The 19,039-nt window shown below is 72.6% G+C and carries 18 protein-coding genes; 6 read left to right on the top strand and 12 right to left on the bottom strand.

The window, feature by feature from the left end; genetic code table 11:
• Positions 1-70 precede the first annotated feature (70 nt).
• From der to EV386_RS04430, 7 genes are all read right to left on the bottom strand, one after another.
• Positions 71-2,221 carry a bifunctional cytidylate kinase/GTPase Der gene (der, locus tag EV386_RS04460; protein ID WP_130412704.1) on the bottom strand — a complete coding sequence of 717 codons (2,151 nt, stop codon included), beginning with the start codon at positions 2,219-2,221 and terminating at the stop codon, positions 71-73.
• Positions 2,222-2,271: 50 nt separating this feature from the next.
• Positions 2,272-3,183 (bottom strand): pseudouridine synthase, encoded by a 912-nt coding sequence (locus EV386_RS04455; protein WP_130412702.1) that lies wholly within the window; start codon positions 3,181-3,183, stop codon positions 2,272-2,274.
• Positions 3,184-3,196: 13 nt separating this feature from the next.
• Entirely contained in the window at positions 3,197-3,934 is a 738-nt protein-coding gene (gene scpB, locus EV386_RS04450) for an SMC-Scp complex subunit ScpB (protein ID WP_130412700.1), read from the bottom strand.
• Positions 3,931-4,731, bottom strand: coding sequence for a segregation and condensation protein A (locus tag EV386_RS04445; protein WP_242607824.1), 801 nt, complete (start codon positions 4,729-4,731; stop codon positions 3,931-3,933). The genes scpB and EV386_RS04445 overlap by 4 nt, the downstream gene beginning before the upstream one ends.
• Before the next feature lie 7 nt (positions 4,732-4,738).
• The gene (locus EV386_RS04440; RefSeq protein WP_130416766.1) at positions 4,739-5,611 is read right to left on the bottom strand and encodes a ParA family protein; all 873 of its coding nucleotides are present in this window, start codon (positions 5,609-5,611) and stop codon (positions 4,739-4,741) included.
• 84 nt (positions 5,612-5,695) lie between these two features.
• Positions 5,696-6,634: a site-specific tyrosine recombinase XerD gene (locus EV386_RS04435; protein WP_130416765.1), complete on the bottom strand. Its 939-nt coding sequence runs from the start codon at positions 6,632-6,634 to the stop codon at positions 5,696-5,698.
• A gap of 157 nt (positions 6,635-6,791) precedes the next feature.
• Complete coding sequence (locus EV386_RS04430; RefSeq protein ID WP_130412696.1) at positions 6,792-7,265, bottom strand: nitroreductase/quinone reductase family protein; 474 nt, start codon at positions 7,263-7,265, stop codon at positions 6,792-6,794.
• Positions 7,266-7,354: 89 nt separating this feature from the next.
• Between EV386_RS04430 and EV386_RS04425 the strand changes: the two genes are divergently transcribed.
• Entirely contained in the window at positions 7,355-8,218 is an 864-nt protein-coding gene (locus tag EV386_RS04425; protein ID WP_207216468.1) for a MerR family transcriptional regulator, read from the top strand.
• A 22-nt stretch (positions 8,219-8,240) separates the two neighbouring features.
• On the opposite strand, the gene EV386_RS04420 is transcribed toward EV386_RS04425, so the two are convergent.
• Positions 8,241-9,155 carry a heme o synthase gene (locus EV386_RS04420; protein ID WP_242607823.1) on the bottom strand — a complete coding sequence of 305 codons (915 nt, stop codon included), beginning with the start codon at positions 9,153-9,155 and terminating at the stop codon, positions 8,241-8,243.
• Positions 9,156-9,438: 283 nt separating this feature from the next.
• Here EV386_RS04420 and tkt point away from each other — a divergent pair, with 283 nt between their 5' ends.
• The 5 genes from tkt (at position 9,439) to pgl (ending at position 16,028) form a co-directional block, all read left to right on the top strand.
• Positions 9,439-11,517 carry a transketolase gene (gene tkt, locus EV386_RS04415; protein ID WP_130412692.1) on the top strand — a complete coding sequence of 693 codons (2,079 nt, stop codon included), beginning with the start codon at positions 9,439-9,441 and terminating at the stop codon, positions 11,515-11,517.
• Positions 11,518-11,669: 152 nt separating this feature from the next.
• On the top strand, positions 11,670-12,803 hold the full coding sequence (gene tal / locus EV386_RS04410) for a transaldolase (RefSeq protein WP_130412690.1): 1,134 nt from the start codon (positions 11,670-11,672) through the stop codon (positions 12,801-12,803).
• A complete protein-coding gene (gene zwf, locus EV386_RS04405) occupies positions 12,800-14,341 on the top strand; it encodes a glucose-6-phosphate dehydrogenase (RefSeq protein WP_130412688.1) in 1,542 nt (513 codons plus the stop codon). The genes tal and zwf overlap by 4 nt, the downstream gene beginning before the upstream one ends.
• A complete protein-coding gene (gene opcA, locus EV386_RS04400; protein ID WP_130412686.1) occupies positions 14,338-15,282 on the top strand; it encodes a glucose-6-phosphate dehydrogenase assembly protein OpcA in 945 nt (314 codons plus the stop codon). The genes zwf and opcA overlap by 4 nt, the downstream gene beginning before the upstream one ends.
• Complete coding sequence (gene pgl, locus EV386_RS04395; RefSeq protein WP_130412684.1) at positions 15,279-16,028, top strand: 6-phosphogluconolactonase; 750 nt, start codon at positions 15,279-15,281, stop codon at positions 16,026-16,028. Before opcA ends, pgl begins: the two co-directional genes overlap by 4 nt.
• Positions 16,029-16,125: 97 nt before the next feature.
• Here pgl and EV386_RS04390 read toward each other — a convergent pair whose 3' ends face one another.
• From EV386_RS04390 to EV386_RS04375, 4 genes are all read right to left on the bottom strand, one after another.
• Entirely contained in the window at positions 16,126-16,431 is a 306-nt protein-coding gene (locus EV386_RS04390) for an RNA polymerase-binding protein RbpA (protein ID WP_242608058.1), read from the bottom strand.
• A 122-nt stretch (positions 16,432-16,553) separates the two neighbouring features.
• Positions 16,554-16,796 carry a preprotein translocase subunit SecG gene (gene secG / locus EV386_RS04385; protein ID WP_130412680.1) on the bottom strand — a complete coding sequence of 81 codons (243 nt, stop codon included), beginning with the start codon at positions 16,794-16,796 and terminating at the stop codon, positions 16,554-16,556.
• Between the two features lie 150 nt (positions 16,797-16,946).
• A complete protein-coding gene (gene tpiA / locus EV386_RS04380; protein ID WP_130412678.1) occupies positions 16,947-17,735 on the bottom strand; it encodes a triose-phosphate isomerase in 789 nt (262 codons plus the stop codon).
• 14 nt (positions 17,736-17,749) lie between these two features.
• Complete coding sequence (locus EV386_RS04375; RefSeq protein ID WP_130412676.1) at positions 17,750-18,961, bottom strand: phosphoglycerate kinase; 1,212 nt, start codon at positions 18,959-18,961, stop codon at positions 17,750-17,752.
• Positions 18,962-19,039 lie beyond the last annotated feature (78 nt).

Below are 19,039 nucleotides of genomic sequence, written 5' to 3'. Positions count from 1 at the left end.
GACCTGTTGCTTCGATCACTTATCCCGCGCCGCGGTCCGCTCGCGTGAGCCCGCGTGAGCCCGCCCGCCGTCAGCGCTTGCGCTTCTCCCGCACGCGCACGGCGATCTCGATGGGCGTGCCCTCGAACCCGAAGGTCTCGCGCAGGCGCCGCTCGATGAACCTCCGGTACCCCGCCTCGAGGAACCCGGTGGCGAACACCACGAAACGCGGCGGGCGCGTGGAGGCCTGCGTGGCGAACAGGATGCGCGGCTGCTTGCCCCCGCGCAGCGGGTGCGGGTGCGCGGCGACCAGCTCGCCCAGGAACGCGTTGAGCCTGCCGGTGGGGATGCGCGAGTCCCACGACTCCAGGGCCGTCTCGATCGCCCCGGTCAGGCGCTCAGTGTGCCAGCCGGTGCGGGCCGAGACGTTGACGCGCGGCGCCCACGTCAGCTGCACGAGCTCCTTCTCGATCTCGCGCTCAAGGTAGGGACGGCGGTCGTCGTCCATGAGGTCCCACTTGTTGTACGCGACCACCAGGGCGCGCCCGGAGTCGACCACCTGCTGCAGCACGCGGGTGTCCTGCTCGGTGAGGGGGTGCGAGGCGTCGAGCAGCACGACGGCGACCTCGGCCTTCTCGATCGCCGCGGCGGTGCGCAGCGACGCGTAGAAGTCCGCGCCCGACGCCTGGTGCGCGCGCCGGCGGATGCCCGCGGTGTCCACGAACCAGTACGGCACGCCCTTGATGACCACGAGCTCGTCGACGGGATCGCGCGTCGTGCCGGCCAGGTCGTCGACGACGACGCGCTCGGAGCCCGCGATCTTGTTGAGCAGCGACGATTTGCCCACGTTGGGCCGCCCGACGAGCGCGACGCGGCGGGGCCCGGTCGGGCGCAGCTCGCCGTGCTCGGAGACCGCCGGAAGCACCGCCATGGCGGCGTCGAGCAGGTCGCCCACCCCGCGCCCGTGCAGCGCCGAGATCGGGTGCGGCTCCCCCAGCCCGAGCGCCCACAGGTAGGCCGCGTCGGCCTCGCCCGAGGGTCCGTCGACCTTGTTGGCGGCGAGCACCACGGGCTTGCCCGAGCGCCGCAGCAGCTCGACGACGCGCTCGTCGGTCGCAGTGGCGCCCACCGTGGCGTCGACGACGAACACGACGGCGTCGGCGAGCGAGATGGCGACCTCGGCCTGCTCGGCCACCTTGGACTCGATGCCCGCGACGTCCACCTCCCAGCCGCCGGTGTCCACGACGTGGAAGTCACGCCCGGCCCACTCGGCCGGGTAGGTGACGCGGTCGCGCGTCACGCCGGGCTTGTCCTCGACGACGGCCTCGCGGCGTCCGATCACACGGTTGACCAGCGTCGACTTGCCCACGTTGGGGCGGCCGATGATCGCCAGGACCGGCGCCGGACCCTGCTCGGCGACCAGCTCCCGCCCGCTCCACTCGCCGTCCAACAGCGCGACGTCGTCGGCGTCGAGCTCGAACTCCTCCAGGCCCGCGCGCAGCGCGCGCTCGCGCGCCTCGTCGTCCTGGGACGACGCGAACAGCCCCGCGTCGTCGTCCTCGGCCACGTCGGCCTGGCCGGCCGTCACCTGCGCGACGACGGCGAGCACCGCCCGCACGGTCTGCTCGAAGTCGAGGTCCGAGGAGTCGACGGTGACGACGCCGTCGGCGGCCACCTGGAACTCCATGACGGTCGAGTCGTCGCGGTCGCGGCGCAGCACCTGGTCGCGTGTCGCCTCGACCGCATCGGCGTCCGCGACGCCGTGCACGTCGAGCGAACGACGGCGCAGCCGCGCCTCCTCGGACGCCGTCAGCAGCACGCGCACGTCGGCGTCGGGCGCGACGACCGTGGTGATGTCGCGCCCCTCGGCGACGACCCCGCCCGCGCCCGTGATGATCTCGCGCTGGCGGCGCCGCAGCTCGTCGCGCACCGCGAGGTTGGTCGCGACCTTCGAGACCTCGGTCGAGACCTCCGTGGTGCGGATCGCCGCGCTGACGTCCGCCCCGTCGAGCGTGACGATCGGCGCGTCAGGGTCCAGGCCCATCACCAGCGGCATGGCGCGCACGGCCTCGGCGACGCGCGGCTGGTCGGTCAGGTCGCCCACGGCCCGCTGCGCCCACAGCGTGGCCGCGCGGTACATCGCGCCGGTGTCGAGGTAGGCCAGGCCGAGCCGGCGCGCGACCTCCTTCGAGACGCTGGACTTGCCCGAGCCCGACGGCCCGTCCACGGCGATGGTCAGCACAGGGCTGCTCTCCTCAGGTTGCACGGCAGGGAACACGTCGCGGCCCGACGTCACAGGTCGACGGCGGCCATGAGGCTGCCGAGCTCGGTGCGGCCCAGCACCCGCGTGGTGCCGGGGCGCTGGTCGCCCAGAGCGATCGGGCCGATGCGGATGCGCACCAGCCGCTCGACGGGACGGTCGACGGCGTCGAACATCCGGCGCACGATGCGGTTGCGGCCCTCGTGCAGCACCACCTCGACCATCGTGACGTCGCCCAGCGCCTGGACGACCTTGACCTTGTCCATGCGCGCCGGGCCGTCCTCCAGGTCGACGCCGTCGAGCAGCGCCTTGACGATTCGCGGGTAGACCTCGCCGCCCGACACCGTGACGAGGTAGGTCTTGGGCACCTCGTGGCTGGGGTGCTGGAGGCGGTTGGCCAGCTCGCCGTCGTTGGTCAGCAGGATCAGGCCCTCGGAGTCGGCGTCGAGCCGACCCACGTGGAACAGCCGCTCCTCGCGGTTGCGCACCAGGTCCGCGAGCGTCGGGCGGCCCTGCGCGTCCTGCATCGCCGACAGCATGCCGAGCGGCTTGTTGGCGGCGAGCGTGATCTTGGACGTGTCCAACTGCACACGCATGCCGTCCACGTGGATCGCGTTCTTCGCCGGGTCGACCCGCACGCCGAGCTCGATGACGATCTGGCCGTCCACGCTCACGCGGCCCTCGGCGATCATCTCCTCGGCCTTGCGCCGCGAGCCGTAGCCGGCCTGCGCCAGAACCTTCTGCAGCCGCACGCCGTCGGGCACGTGCACGTCGACGGGAGGCTGGGCGGGCTGCTGCGCGCGGCGCCGCTCGGGCTGCTGACGTGCGGGCTGAGGGGGACGCGGACGCTGGGCGCCTCGGCCGGAGGCGGCGCCTCGGGCGGAGGAGCCGCCACGTCGTGGCGCGGCGCCGGACGCGCCGCGGCGCGCAGGGGTGGGGCTCATAGGGGTGATTCTCTCAGGCGTTCGGGTCGGTCGGCTGCTGGGGGCGGTCACGCGCCGCCAGGTCGTCGAGCGCGTCGAGCCCAGGCAGGTGCGGGGCGATCGCCGGAAGCTCGTCGAGCGACCGCCAGCCCATCCGATCGAGGAACTCGCCCGTGGTGGCGAACAGCACGGCCCCGGACAGCGGGTCCTGCCCCACCTCCGCGACCAGGCCGCGGGCCAGCAGGGTGCGCACCACGCCGTCGACGTTCACGCCGCGCACCGCGGAGACCTGCCCGCGTGTGACGGGCTGACGGTACGCGATCACGGCCAAGGTCTCCAATGCGGCCTGGCTCAGCCGCGCGGACTGCCCCTCCAGCACGAGGCGCGCGACGACGTCGGCGTACGCCGGCGCTGAGTACAGGCGCCAGCCCTGCGCCCCCTCGCGCAGCTCGAAGCCGCGCGGGCGGCCCGGCCCGGTTCCGTCGTGCTCGCCGCGGTACTGCGCGGCCAGCGCCCGCAGCCGCGAGACGACCTCGTCGACGGGCAGCTCGACGATCGCCGCGAGGCGCTCGGCGCTGACCGGTGAGTCGGCCACCATGAGCACCGCCTCGAGCGCCGCGTCGGCCCCGCCGGGCAGCGCGCTGACGTCGACGTCCTCCGGCTCGCTGGTTGAGCCTGTCGAAACCCCGCCAGTCCCAGGTCCGGTGGTTTCGACAGGCTCAACCGCCCGGGTGCCGGTCTCGACACGCCCCACCCGCTCTGCCTCGCTCATGCCCGCGCCTCCTGCGGCTCGCCGTCGAACTCCTCGAACCCCTCGCCGACGGCGTCCGCGTCGGCTCCCGTCCAGCGCACCGTGAGCTCCCCCAGCGCGGCGGCCTGTTCGAACGCGACCAGCCCGTTGCGGAACAGCTCCAACAGCGCCAGGAATCGCGCCACCACGACGAGCCGCTCCTGGCCCGCCGCGAGCGACCGGAACGTGGCCGCGTGCTCGCGCCGCAGCCTCCCGACGACGATCGCCGCCTGCTCGCGCACGCTGACGGCCGGAGCGTGCAGATGCGTCAGCGAGACGACCGGCGGGGCCTTGGGGGTCAGCGCCCGCGCCGCGAGCTCGGCCAGACGCTGTGGGGTCAGCGTCCAGACGATCTCGGGCAACAGCGCCGCCTGCTCCGGCTCAAGCGCGACCGAGCGCGGCACCCGCCGCCCCTCGGTCGCCAGGCGCTGCGCGAGCACCCCCGCGACCTGCTTGTACGCCCGGTACTGCAGCAGGCGCGCGAACAGCAGATCGCGCGCCTCGAGCAGCTCGAGGTCCTCCAGGTCCTCCTCGACGACGCCGGGCAGCAGCCGCGCCGCCTTGAGGTCGAGCAGCGTCGCCCCGATGACCAGGAACTCCGACGCCGTCCCGAGGTCCCACTCGGGGTGGGCGCGCGTGTAGGCGACGAACTCGTCGGTCACCACGGCGAGCGCGACCTCGGTCACGTCGAGCTCGTGTTTGGCGATGAGGCTCAGCAGCAGGTCGAACGGTCCGCTGAAGTTGTCGAGGTGAACCTCGAACGGCTGCGAGGAGCCCACGTTCGCGCTACGCGGCGTCCCCGCGCGCGACGAGCTCGCGGGCCAGCTGCCGGTAGGCCTCCGCGCCCGGGTGGTTCGGGGCGTACGCGGTGATCGGCTCAGCGGCCACCGAGGCGTCCGGGAACTTCACGGTGCGCCCGATCACCGTGTGCAGCAGCGTGTCGCCGAACGCCTCGTGCACGCGCGCCACGACCTCACGTGAGTGCAGCGTGCGCGAGTCGAACATGGTCGGCAGGATGCCATCGATCTCCAGGCCCGGGTTGAGCCGGTCGCGCACCTTCTCGATGGTCTCCACGAGCAGCGCGACGCCGCGCAACGCGAAGAACTCGCACTCCAGGGGGATGAGCACGCCGTGCGCGGCGGTCAGCGCGTTGACCGTGAGCAGGCCGAGCGACGGCTGGCAGTCGACGAGGATGACGTCGTACCGGTCGAGCACGGGGCGCAGCGCCCGCGCGAGCACCGACTCGCGCGCGACCTCGCCCACCAGCTGCACCTCGGCGGCCGACAGGTCGATGTTGGCGGGCAGCACATCAAGGTTCTCGATCGCCGTCGACAGGATGACGTCGGTCGCCTGGACGGTGCGCTCCATGAGCAGGTTGTAGACGCTCAACTCAAGCTCGTGCGGGTTGACGCCCACGCCCACCGACGCGGCGCCCTGGGGGTCGAAGTCGACCAGCAGCACGCGCCGACCGTACTCGGCGAGCGCGGCGCCGAGGTTGATGGTCGTCGTCGTCTTGCCCACGCCGCCCTTCTGGTTGCACATCGCGATGATGCGGGCGGGCCCGTGCGTCCCGAGCGGGACCGGGTCGGGAAAATGGGGCAGCACACGCCCCACGGCGTCCCGCCGCTCCTGCGCCTCGGTCGCGGCACGCGCGAACAAGGTGTCGTTCCCCAGTGCGTCGCTCACGCGCGCCACGCTACCGCAGCGCCTGTGCGGCGACCGCCGACCCGCCCGGCGCGCCGCCTAGAGTGCGCGCGGGTGTGTCGCCGCGTAGACCTCGCGCAGCGTGTCGGGCGTGACCATCGTGTAGATCTGCGTCGTGGTCACCGACGCGTGCCCCAGCAGCTCCTGGACCACACGCACGTCGGCGCCGCCCTGCAACAGGTGCGTCGCGAACGAGTGCCGCAGTGTGTGCGGCGAGACCCGTTCGAGCCCCGCCCGCTCGGAGGCCGCTTGGAGCGCCGCCCAGGCCGACTGACGCGACAGCGGCCGCCCCCTCGTGTTGAGGAAGAGCGCCGGCGTGCCTGTCCCGGCGGCCGCGAGCGCCGGCCGCGCCCCGACGAGGTAGGCGTCCAACGCCGCGCGCGCGTATGAGCCGACGGGCACGACACGCTCCTTGTCACCCTTGCCGCGCAGCCGCACGACGGCGGCCGCCCCGGGGTCGCGTCCCGGCTCGACGTCGAGCCAGCCGAGCGCGTCGACGTCGAGGCCGACCACCTCGCTGATGCGCCCCCCGGTGGAGTACAGCAGCTCGAGCAGGGCGCGGTCGCGCAGCGGGATCGGCCCCTGGCCGAGGCCGGCGGCGTCGAGCAGGCGGGTCACCGCGTCGACGCTCAGGGCGTGCGGCAGGCGCCGCAACTGCGTGGGCGCGCGCACCTCGGCGGCGGGGTCCTGCGTGGTCATGCCCTCCGCGAGCGCGAAGCGGTGCCAGCCGCGCACGGCGGCCAGCGCCCGGGCCGTCGACGACGCCGACAGCGGCGCTCCGCCGTCGGACCCCTCGCGCAGGCCGGTGACGAACAGCGCCACGTCGTCCTCGCGCACCGCGCCGAGCGTCGAGCGCCCCCGCTGCTCAAGGTGGCGCACGTAGCGCGCGAGGTCACGCCGGTAGGCGGCCGTGGTGTTGGCGGACAGTCCGCGCTCGACGCGCAGGTGCGCGACGTAGTCGTCGAGAGCGCCGGCCAGCGGCCCGCTGACCGCCCCCCATGAGGTGGCGCGGGCGAGTCCACGGTCTGTCCGCGGACTGTCCGGTGCGACGACGCTGCTGCTCACGGCCTCATCATGCCGTCGCGCACGCGCCGCCTGACCGAGGCCACGCCGGGCGAGGCCCGAGCCGAGCCGCTCAGCCGTCCCGGCGTTCGAGCACGACCACGGGAGTCTCGCGGGACCGCAGCGCCGCGAACCGGTCGATCCCGGCGCCCCACCCGTCATACGCGTCGAAGGCCGCCCAGAGCCGTCGGCGCTCCTCGCCCGACGCGGCCCGCCCCCGGACGTGGACGGAGCCGTCCACGGTGTCGACGACGGCGTCGGGGTGTGCCCGCAGGTTCAGCCACCACTGGGGTGGCGGGTCGTCCCATCCGTTCATCGCGAGCGTCACGAGCCGTTCGCCGTCCTCGAAGTAGGCGAGGATCACCGCCCGCTCGACGCCCGACTTGCGCCCCACCACGCGCAGGCGCAGCAGACCGGAGGTCCGGCCGGAGGGGCTGCGCAGGCCCCGGCGGCCGCCGCTGACCCGGTAGAGCCACCGATGCGCGCGCCACGCGGCACGCTTGAACCATCGTGGCGGCACCCACGGCCGCCCGCTCCTCGCGCTCATCCGCCCTCCCCCGTCACACGTGAGTCGACCACGCCGATGACGCGCGCGCGACAGGGCTGCTCGGCGCTGGCGCCTGACACGATGTGAGCATGTCTGATGGAGGCATGGACCACGACGGCGAGGGGCTGCTGCGCATCGGCCTGTTCTCCCGGCTGACGGCGATCAGCGTGCGGATGCTGCGCCACTATCAGGAGCAGCGCGTCCTGGAGCCCCTCGTGACCGATCCGTTCACGGGCCACCGGTTCTACTCGGCGGCGCAGGTGACCGACGCCCACTGGATCGTGCGGTTGCGCGATGCGGGACTGCCGGTCGCTGAGATCGGTGAGGTCATGGCCAACCGTGGTGATCCTGGGCGCCTGCGCGCCATCATGTCCACCCACGCTGAGCGCCTCTCGGGTGAGCGGGCGCGGCTGGAGGGCATGAGCGCGGCGTTCGACCGAATCAACGCCTACCTTCAGGAGTCCACCATGGACATCGACGTCCGCCAGGTCCACATGCCCGCCATGACGGTGGCCGCGCTGCGGCGCGTGCTGCCGTCCTACGGCGACGAGGGTCAACTGTGGCAGGAGATCGGACCGCTCATGGCCCGCAGCGGCGTGGCGATGCCCGACCACGATCAGGGCATCGGCGGCGCCACCTTCCACGACCCGGAGTACCGAGACTCCGACGTCGACGTCGAGGTGTGGCTGCAGGTTGCCGCGCCGTTCACACCCGTGGCGCCTCTGCGGCGCCAGGACGTGCCCGCGCGCGACGTCGTGGTCGCCACCCTGCGGGGCGGCTATGACGGGATGCCGGAGGTCTCCGCCGCCATCGGCGCGTACATCGCCGCGCGCGGACTGACGACCGGTCCCATGTTCAACGTCTACCGCGTCAGCCCGGCGCAGAACCCCGACCCAGCGGCGTGGGTGACGGACGTGTGCCTGCCCATCGTGGAGCAGCGCGTGCAGGGGTGAGCCGCGACGTCAGCCGGGTCGGTCAGAAGGGAAGGAACACGTCGACCGCGACCGCGACGAACAGGATCGTCAGGTAGGTGATCGACGCGTGGAACACCCGCATGGCCACCTTGCCGGTCTTCGCCCGGCCGCGGCGCGCGTGGTCGAGCATGAGCCAGGTCTGCCAACCGAACCAGAGCGCCAGCGCCGTCGCGACCACCGTGTACACCCAGGTCATTCCGGCCAGCGGCACGAGCGCGAGCGAGCAGGCGATCATCGCGACCGTGTAGAGCGCCATCTCGACGGCGACGCGGCGGTCCGAGGCGACCACCGGCAGCATGGGCACGCCCGCGGCGGCGTAGTCCTTCTTGAACTTGACCGACAGCGGCCAGTAGTGCGGCGGGGTCCAGAAGAAGATGACGCCGAACAGGGCGACGGGCGCCCAGTCGAGGCTTCCGCGCACGGCGGCCCAGCCGATGAACACCGGCATGCATCCGGCCACGCCGCCCCACACGATGTTCTGTGACGTCCGCCGCTTGAGGATCATCGTGTAGAAGACGACGTAGAGCGCGATGGCGGCGAACGTGAGCCATGCGGAGAACGCGTTGACCAGGAGCGCGAACCACACCAGCGACGCGGCGCCGAGCGCCGTGGCGAAGATCAGCGCGGCGCGGGGGGTGATCTCTCCGGTCACGAGCGGGCGGCGCTTGGTCCGGCTCATGAGCGCGTCGATGTCGCGGTCGTAGTAGCAGTTGAACGCGTTGGCCGAGCCTGCGGCCAACGCACCGCCCACGAGCGTCGCCAGCACGAGCCACAGGTTCGGCAGGCCTCCCTGCGCCAGGAACATGGTCGGGATCGTCGTGACCAGGAGGAGTTCGATGATGCGCGGCTTCGTCAGCGCGACGTAGGCGCCGACGCGGTCGCGCAGGTGACCGGTGGCGGACTGGCTCGTGGTCACGCGCGCGCTGTTCCGTTCTCGTGGGTGGAGGGACGAGCCCATCCTACGGCCGCCCGCCCAACCAGCGGGCACGCTCCGTGAGAACGGCTGGCGCCTGTGAGCGCGATCCTCGCGGACAGGCACACCCCGCAGCCGGGCGTGCGATATACGCTGGAGCCGCAACTGGCCGCCGCCGAGGCCGATGTGCCCCCAGGCCCGCCTGGGAGACCGCGCGTCGGCACTCGAGCAGGCAACCCGCACATGTTCCCGGGGCCGCGATGCCCTGGACAGGAAAGAGGCATTCGTGAGCACGTTCGACCCCGCCCTGACGCCACTTGAGTGGAATGAGCTCGACGACCGCGCGGTCAAGGCGATCAAGGCGATGGCCGCCGACGCCGTGGAGAAGGTCGGCAACGGCCACCCCGGCACCGCCGTCTCGCTCGCCCCGGCGGCGTACCTCCTGTTCCAGAAGGCGATGCGCCACGACCCCGCCGACGCGCAGTGGGTCGGCCGTGACCGGTTCATCCTGTCGGCGGGCCACTCCTCGCTGACCATCTACCTGCAGCTCTTCCTGGCCGGCTACGGCCTTGAGGTCGAGGACATCGAGGCGCTGCGCACCTGGGGCTCGAAGACCCCGGGCCACCCCGAGTACGGCCACACGACCGGCGTCGAGATCACCACCGGCCCGCTCGGCCAGGGCCTCGCCTCGGCGACCGGCTTCGCCTTCGCCTCGCGCCGCGAGCGCGGCCTGCTCGACCCCGAGGCCGCCCCGGGCGCCTCGCCGTTCGACCACCACATCTACGTCATCGCCGGCGATGGCGACCTGCAGGAGGGCGTGACCTCCGAGGCGGGCTCGCTCGCGGGCCACCACCAGCTCGGCAACCTCATCGTGATCTGGGACGACAACAAGATCTCGATCGAGCACGAGACCGACATCTCGTTCTCCGAGGACGTGCTCGCGCGCTACGAGTCCTACGGCTGGCACACCCAGCGCGTCGACTGGACCAACGGCGGGACCGGGTACACCGAGGACGTCGCGGGACTCGCGGCCGCCATCGACGCGGCCAAGGCCGAGACCGGCAAGCCGTCGATCATCGCGCTCAACACCATCATCGGCGGCCCGCACGGCAACGCCATGGGCGCCGCGAAGATCGAGGCGCTCAAGGAGTCCCTCGGCCTCGACCCGGCCAAGAGCTTCCAGATCGACGCCGAGGTGCTCAGCTACACCCGCGAGGTCGCCAAGCGCCAGTCGGACCAGCGCGCCGCCTGGGACGAGGCGTTCGCCGGGTGGCAGGCCGCCAACCCCGAGCGCGCCGCCCTCCTGGCCCGCCTGCAGCAGCGCGAGCTGCCTGAGGGCTGGGCGCAGCAACTGCCCGTCTTCGACGCCTCGGAGAAGGGCGTGGCGACCCGTGCCGCCTCGGGCAAGGTGCTCACCGCGCTCAAGGACGTGCTGCCCGAACTGTGGGGCGGCTCGGCCGACCTCGCCGGCTCGAACAACACGACGATGGACGGCGAGCCGTCGTTCATCCCCGAGAACCACCAGACGGCCTCGTGGAGCGGCAACCCCTACGGCCGCACGCTGCACTTCGGCATCCGCGAGCACGGCATGGGCGCGATCCTCAACGGCATCGTGCTGCACGGCCTGACGCGCCCGTATGGCGGCACGTTCTTCCAGTTCGCCGACTACATGCGCGGCGCCGTGCGCCTGGCGGCCCTCATGGAGATCCCGACGACGTTCGTGTGGACGCACGACTCGATCGGCCTCGGCGAGGACGGCCCCACGCACCAGCCCGTCGAGCACCTGTGGGCCTACCGCGCGATCCCGAACCTGGACATCGTGCGCCCGGCCGACGCCAACGAGACTGCCTGGGCCTGGCGCGGCGTCCTGGAGAACACCAAGAACCCCGCCGGCCTGATCCTCAGCCGCCAGAACCTGCCGGTCTTCCCGCGCGGCGAGCAGGGCTTCGCGGGCGCCGAGGGCACCCTCAAGGGCGCCTACACGCTGCTCGACACCGACGGGACGCCTGACGTGATCCTCATCGCCACCGGCTCCGAGGTCCAGCACGCCGTCAAGGCGCGCGAGATCCTCGCGGCCGAGGGCGTCGCGGCCCGCGTGGTCTCGGCCCCGTCGCTCGAGTGGTTCGCCCGCCAGAGCGACGAGTACCGCGAGTCGGTGCTGCCGACCGGCGTCAAGGCGCGCGTCTCGGTGGAGGCCGGCCTCAAGCAGGGCTGGCGGGAGTACGTCGGCGACGCCGGCCGCATGGTCTCGCTCGAGCACTACGGTGCCTCGGCCGACGCGAACGTGCTGTTCCGCGAGTTCGGCTTCACGCCGCAGAACGTCGCCGCCGCGGCCCGCGAGTCCATCGCCGCCGCCACCGCGTGACCCGATGACGGCGGCCGGCCCCACCACGACGGGGCCGGCCGCCGTCGCCACGGCGCCTTCGAGCGCCAGGCGTCGCTGACGCCACCCCGGACATACCTGCCGGGCCGCCACCACGACGGGTCCGGCATCACAGACAGGAAGGTCTGACCCGTATGACCACCCCCAGCGACCTGCGCCCCACCCACCGGCTCTCGGAGTCCGGTGTCTCGATCTGGCTCGACGACCTGTCCCGCGAGCGGCTCGCCACCGGCGACCTCGCCCGGCTCGTCGCCGAGAAGGACGTGGTGGGCGTGACCACGAACCCCACGATCTTCGCCGCGGCCCTGAGCAAGGGCGACGCCTACGCCTCGGCGCTGGCCGAGTTGGCCGGAGCCGACGTCGAGGCCGCCGTCGAGCGCATCACCACCGACGACGTGCGCGACGCCGCCGACGTGCTGCGCCCCGTCTACGACTCCACCCGCGCCGTCGACGGGCGCGTGTCGATCGAGGTCGATCCGCGCCTGGCCCGCGAGACCGAGGCCACCGTCGCCACGGCCGAGCGCCTGTGGGCGACGGTCGCCCGCCCCAACGTCATGATCAAGATCCCCGCGACGGTCGAGGGCCTGCCCGCGATCACGCGCGTGCTCGCCCAGGGCATCTCGGTCAACGTGACCCTCATCTTCTCGATCGAGCGCTACCGCGCCGTGCTCGACGCGTGGCTCGCGGGCCTGGAGCAGGCTCGCGCCAACGGCCACGACCTGGCCACGATCGGCTCGGTCGCCTCGTTCTTCGTCTCGCGCGTCGACACCGCGGTGGACGCCGCGCTCGAGAAGGTCGGCTCGCCCGAGGCGCTGGACCTGCGCGGCAAGGCGGCGATCGCCAACGCCCGCCTCGCCTTCGCCGCCTACGAGCAGGTCGTCGTGGGCGAGCGCTGGCAGGCGCTGGCCGCCGCAGGCGCCCAGCCTCAGCGTCCGCTGTGGGCATCCACCGGCGTCAAGAACCCCGAGTACCGCGACACCATGTACGTCGACGAGCTCGTCGTCGCGGGCGTCGTCAACACGATGCCCGAGGCGACGCTCGACGCGTTCGCCGACCACGGCATCGTCATCGGCGACACCGTGACGGGCACGGGTGACGAGGCCGCCGCCGTGATCGCAGCCGTCGAGGCGCAGGGCGTCTCGCTCGCCGCCGTCACGGCACAGCTCGAGGCCGAGGGCGTCGAGAAGTTCGAGGTCAGCTGGTCGCAGCTCCTGCAGACCACGCAGGACGGGCTCGACGCCGCAGCGGCGGCGGGCGGCGCCAGGTGAGGCCCGCCCGGATCTCCGCGGAGCACAACCCGCTGCGCGACCCGCGCGACCTGCGCCTGCCGCGCATCGCCGGGCCCTCCGGCCTCGTGATTTTCGGCGTGACGGGAGACCTGTCGCGCAAGAAGCTCATGCCCGCCGTCTACGACCTGGCCAACCGCGGCCTGCTCCCCCCGGGCTTCGCCCTGACGGGCTTCGCCCGGCGGGACTGGGCCGACGAGGACTTCGCCCAGGTGGTGCACGACGCCGTGCGCGAGCACGCGCGCACCCCGTTCCGCGAGGCGACCTGGCGTCAGCTCGCCGAGGGCATCCGGTTCGTCCAGGGCGCGTTCGACGACGACGACGCGTTCGCCACGCTGCGCAAGACCGTCGAGAGCCTCGACGCCGAGCGCGGCACGGGCGGCAACCACGCGTTCTACCTGTCCATCCCGCCGGGCGCCTTCCCCACGGTCGTCAGCCAGCTGCAGAAGCACGGGCTGTCGACGCCGCAGGAGGGCGCGTGGCGGCGTGTGGTCATCGAGAAGCCGTTCGGCCACGACCTGGCCAGCGCGCGCGAGCTCGACGCCGTGGTCTCTGAGGTCTTCGACCAGGAGTCGGTGTTCCGCATCGACCACTACCTGGGCAAGGAGACGGTCCAGAACATCCTGGCGCTGCGCTTCGCGAACCAGATGTTCGAGCCGATCTGGAACGCCAACTACGTCGACCACGTGCAGATCACGATGGCCGAGGACATCGGCATCGGCGGCCGCGCCGGCTACTACGACGGCATCGGCGCCGCGCGCGACGTCATCCAGAACCACCTGCTGCAGCTCCTGGCCCTCGTGGCGATGGAGGAGCCGGTGAACTTCGAGGCGTCGGCGTTGCGGGCCGAGAAGATCAAGGCGCTGTCCTCGGTGCGCCTGCCGCGCGACCTGGGTCGGCACACCGCCCGCGGTCAGTACGCGGCGGCGTGGCAGGGCGGGGAGAAGGTCGTCGGCTTCCTGGAGGAGGAGGGTTTCAACCCCGACTCGACGACCGAGACCTACGCGGCCGTACGCCTCGACATCGACAACCGCCGGTGGGCGGGCGTCCCGTTCTACCTGCGCACCGGTAAGCGCCTGGGCCGTCGCGTCACCGAGGTGGCCGTCGTGTTCAAGAAGGCGCCGCACCTGCCGTTCGAGTCGTCGCTGACCTCTGACCTGGGCAACAACGCCCTGGTCATCCGGGTCCAGCCCGACGAGGGCGTGACCATGCGGTTCGGCGCCAAGGTGCCCGGGACCGCGATGGAGGTGCGTGACGTCACGATGGACTTCGGCTACGGCCACGCCTTCACCGAGTCCTCGCCCGAGGCGTACGAGCGCCTCATCCTCGACGTCCTGCTGGGCGACCCGCCGCTGTTCCCCACACGCGAGGAGGTCGAGCTCTCCTGGCGGATCCTCGACCCGATCACCGCGTACTGGGCGCGCCAGGGCAGGCCCGAGCAGTACCCGGCGGGCACCTGGGGGCCGGCGTCGGCCGACCGCATGATGGCCCGCGACGGCCGCACCTGGAGGCGTCCATGATCATCGACATGCCCAAGACCACCACCACCGCCGTCGACAAGCGCCTGGTGCGCCTGCGCGACGAGGGCGGCGCGGTGGCCCTCGGCCGCGTGCTCACGCTCGTGGTCATGGCCGACGAGGGTGACGTCGAGACCGTCGTCCAGGCGGCCAACGACGCCAGCCGCGAGCACCCGTGCCGCGTGCTGGTCTTCGCCTCGGCGGGCAGCGTCGACGACGCCCCGCTCCTGGACGCGCAGATCCGCGTGGGCGGTGACGCCGGGGCCTCCGAGGTCGTGGTGCTGCGCACCAGCGGCCCCCTGCAGGAGCAGCCCGACGCCGTCGTGATGCCGCTGCTGCTGCCCGACGCGCCGATCGTCGTGTGGTGGCCGCGCGAGGCGCCCCAGCAGCCCTCCGAGCACCCCATCGGGCGGATGGCCCAGCGCCGCATCACCGACTCGGTCATGTCCGCCGATCCTGAGGCGATGATCCGCTCGCTGGGCGCGCACTACGCCACCGGCGACACCGACCTCGCCTGGGCCCGCGTCACGCTGTGGCGCGGTCTGCTGGCGGCGGCGGTCGAGCAGCCGCCGTACGAGCCGGTCACGCGCGTCGTCATCGAGGGCGAGCGCGGCCACACCTCGCTCGACCTGCTGGCGGGATGGCTGCGGGCTCGCCTGCACTGCCCGACGACAATCACGCACGTGCCGGACGCGACGGCGATCACGCGCGTGACGCTGCGACGCAAGAGCGGCGACATCGTGCTCGACCGCCCCGACGGGCGTGTCGTGACGATCTCCCAGGCGGGCGCCCCGGACCGCCGGGTCGCCCTGCCGTTGCGCAAGCTCAACGAGGCGCTGATCGAGGAGCTGCGCCGCCTCGACCCTGACGAGGTCTACGAGGAGGCCCTCATCTCGGGCCTCCCGCTCGTCGACGCCGAGGCCGGCGCGGGAGAAGCCGCGTGAGCCGCCGGCTCGTCGTCGTCCACCCAGACCCCGCGGTCCTGGCCGAGGCGGCCGCCGCACGGCTGCTGACGAGCATCCTCGACGCACAGTCGGTGCGCCGCCCCGTGCACGTGGTGCTCACGGGCGGCACCGTGGGCGTCGCGACGCTGGCCGCTGCGGCGGCCAGCCCGCTCGTCGCTGCGGTCGACTGGTCGGGAGTGCACCTGTGGTGGGGCGACGAGCGGTTCCTGCCGCGGGGTGACCCCGACCGCAACGAGACGCAGGCGCGCGCCGCCCTCCTCGACGCGCTCGTCGCGTCGGCCGGGCTGCCCGAGGCCAACGTCCACCCGATGGCCGGACCGGACGCGGCGGACTCCCCCGAGGCGTCCGCGGCGGCCTACGCCGACGAGCTCGCGGCCCACGCCGACGACGGCGCCGCCGTCCCGGCCTTCGACGTGCTGCTGCTCGGGATGGGTCCCGACGGGCACGTGGCTTCGCTCTTCCCGGGCCACGAGGCTCTGGGAGCGACGGGCTCGACCGTGGGGGTGCACGGCTCCCCCAAGCCGCCCGCCGAACGCGTGTCGCTGACCTTCGAGGCGATCGACGCCGCGCGCGAGGTGTGGGTCGTGGCGGCCGGCGCCGAGAAGGCCGAGCAGGCCGCCGCGGCCCTCGCGGGCGAGCCAACGGCGGAGGTCCCGGCCGCGGGCGTGCGCGGAGTCTCACGCACCCTGTGGCTGCTGGACACGGCCGCGGCGGACGCGCCCTAGCCCGGTACGCCGACCCCGTACTCCAGGGGACCTTGACGCACGAGAGAAGGCGCCCAGCGCCCGCGGACTGCGGGCGCTGGGCGCCTTTCTCAGCGCGTTACGCGACGTCGCCGCGGCGGCGACGCAGAACCGTCAGCGCCTCGTCGAGGAGCGCTGCGCCCTCGGCGTCGGAGCGGCGCTCTTTGACGTACGCCAGGTGCGTCTTGTACGGCTCGTTGTGCTCCGGCGGAGGCGGAGCGGTCCGGTCGAGACCGGCCGGGAGCCCGCACCTCGGGCAGTCCCATTGCGCCGGAGGCTCGAAGTCCTGGCCCACGGCGAACGCTGGTTGCGTCTCATGCCCGTTGGCGCACCAATACGAGATGCGGGCGCGGGGCGCGACATCGCCGCGCTCCGTCTCCCCCATCGGGCCCGCGCCCACGCGCGAACCCCGGATCACATGACCTGTGGAAGCCACGTCAGGTCAACCTCACCTTCGACTCGCTCACCGGCGCCAATGCCGGTGACGTTGCCCGAGATCACCTGGGCTCAGCCCAGCCTCTGGATGAGTCCCAGCAGGACGATCACGATCGCCCAGACGACGGCGAACGACACCGTGATCCGGTTCAGGTTCCGCTCGGCGACACCCGAGCTGCCGGCGCCCGCGGTGATGCCGCCGCCGAACATGTCGGACAGGCCACCGCCCTTGCCCTTGTGCAGAAGGATCAGGAGCGTGAGGAACCCACTGGTGACCACCAGCAGGACCTGAAGGGTGATGCGCAGGACGTCCATGTCTCCCAGCCTATGTGACGCGCGCCCCCCGAAGCGAACCCCGTCTCATCGGGGCCGCCTGCGAAGGGGCGCGGGGCGCTGCGTGGTGGGCAGCGACTACGGGCGCCCGGCCGGCGCGTCGGGCGCCGGCCGGGCGTACTGCTCGTCCGCTCAGCCGACGTGCGACTGGAAGCGGGCGATCTTGGCGAACTCCTCGGGGTCGAGGCTCGCCCCGCCCACGAGGGCGCCGTCGATGTCCGGCTTCGCCATGATCTCGGCGACGTTGGACGACTTGACGGACCCGCCGTACAGGATGCGCGTGCGGTCCGCGACGTCCTGGGAGAACTGCTCGGCGAGCTTGCCGCGGATCGCGCCGATGACCTCCTGCGCGTCCTCAGGCGTGGCGACCTCGCCCGTGCCGATGGCCCAGACGGGCTCATAGGCGATGACGACGGTGGCGAGCTGCTCATCGGTCAGTCCGGCCAGGCCGGCCTCGACCTGCGCGAGCGTGTAGGGCACGTGCTCGCCCGCCTTGCGGACGTCCAGGCCCTCGCCCACGCACACGATCGAGGAGATGCCGGCTGCGGACAGCGCGCGCACCTTGTCGTTGACCAGCGTGTCGGTCTCGCCGTGGTACTCACGGCGCTCCGAGTGCCCGACGGCGGCGTAGGAGACGCCGAGCTTGGCCAGCATGGTGGCCGAGATCTCGCCGGTGTAGGCGCCCTTGCTGTGCTTCGAGACGTCCTGGGCGCCGTACTTGACGTCCAACTTGTCGCCGTCGACCAGGGTCTGCACCGAGCGCAGGTCGGTGAACGGCGGCAGGACGACGACCTCGACGGCCGTGTAGTCGTGCTTGGCGTCCTTGAGCGTCCAGGCGAGCTTCTGGACGGTGGCGATGGCCTCCTGGTGGTCCAGGTTCATCTTCCAGTTGCCCGCCATGAGCGGGATGCGGTTCGTCATGATCAGCCCCTGTGTCAGTTCGCGAGGACCGCGATGCCCGGAAGCGTCTTGCCCTCGAGCAGCTCGAGGGAGGCGCCGCCACCGGTCGAGATGTGCGAGAACCCGGCCTCGTCGAAGCCCAGACGACGCACGGCCGCGGCCGAGTCGCCGCCGCCCACGATCGAGAACGCGCCCGCTGTGGTGGCGTCGATGATGCCCTGCGCCACGGCGCGGGTGCCGCCGGCGAAGGCCGCGAACTCGAACACGCCCATGGGGCCGTTCCAGGCGATCGTCTTGGCGTCGGCCAGCTTCGCGGCGAACAGCTCGCCCGAGGCGGGGCCGATGTCCAGGCCGAGCTTGTCGGCGGGGATCGCGTCGGCGGCCACGACCGCGTGCGGCGCGTCGGCGGCGAACGCGTCGGCGGCGACGATGTCGGTCGGCAGGACGATCTCGACGCCGTTGGCCTCGGCGGTGGCCAGGTAGCCCTTGACCGTCTCGATCTGGTCCTCCTCGAGGAGGGACTTGCCCACTCCCAGGCCCTTGGCGGCCAGGAACGTGAACACCATGCCACCACCGATGAGCAGGCGGTCGGCCTTGGTCAGCAGGTTGGCGATGACGCCGAGCTTGTCCGAGACCTTCGAGCCGCCGAGCACGACGGCGTAGGGGCGCTGCGGGTCGGTCGTGGCGCGCGAGAGCGACTCGACCTCCTTGAGCACCAGGTCGCCCGCGGCGGCCGGGAGCACCTGCGCGACGTCGTAGACCGACGCCTGCTTGCGGTGCACGACGCCGAAGCCGTCCGAGACGAACGCGTCGGCCAGGGCGGCGAGCTCAGCGGCGAGCGCCTGACGGTCGGCGTCGGTCTTGGAGGTCTCGCGCGGGTCGAAGCGCACGTTCTCGAGCAGCGCGATCTCGCCGTCGGCGAGGCCCGCGACGGTGGCCTGAGCCGACTCACCGGTCAGGTCGGCCGCGAGGGCGACGGGCTTGCCGAGCAGCTCGCCGAGGCGCTGGGCGACGGGCGCGAGCGAGAACTTCTCCTCGGGGGTGAAGCCGTCCACGGGCTTCGGGCGGCCCAGGTGCGCCGTGACGACCACGCGGGCGCCGGCGTCGAGCAGCTTGGTCAGCGTCGGCAGGGCGGCGACGATGCGGCCGTCGTCGGTGATGGTCGTGCCGTCAAGCGGCACGTTGAAGTCGGAGCGGACGAGGACGCGCTTGCCGCGCAGGTCCCCGAGCTGGTCGATGGTCTTCATTACGGCTCCGTGTCACTGGTGGTGGGACGGGAAAACAAGAGACGTCCGCGTACGCGCCGCGGATCGCGGCGCGTACGC

Source organism: Xylanimonas ulmi, assembly GCF_004216535.1.
In the GTDB taxonomy this organism is placed as follows: Bacteria; Actinomycetota; Actinomycetes; order Actinomycetales; family Cellulomonadaceae; genus Xylanimonas; species Xylanimonas ulmi.
Note: the sequence above shows the minus strand (reverse complement) of the source record. Positions and strands in the feature narration are given on the sequence as shown.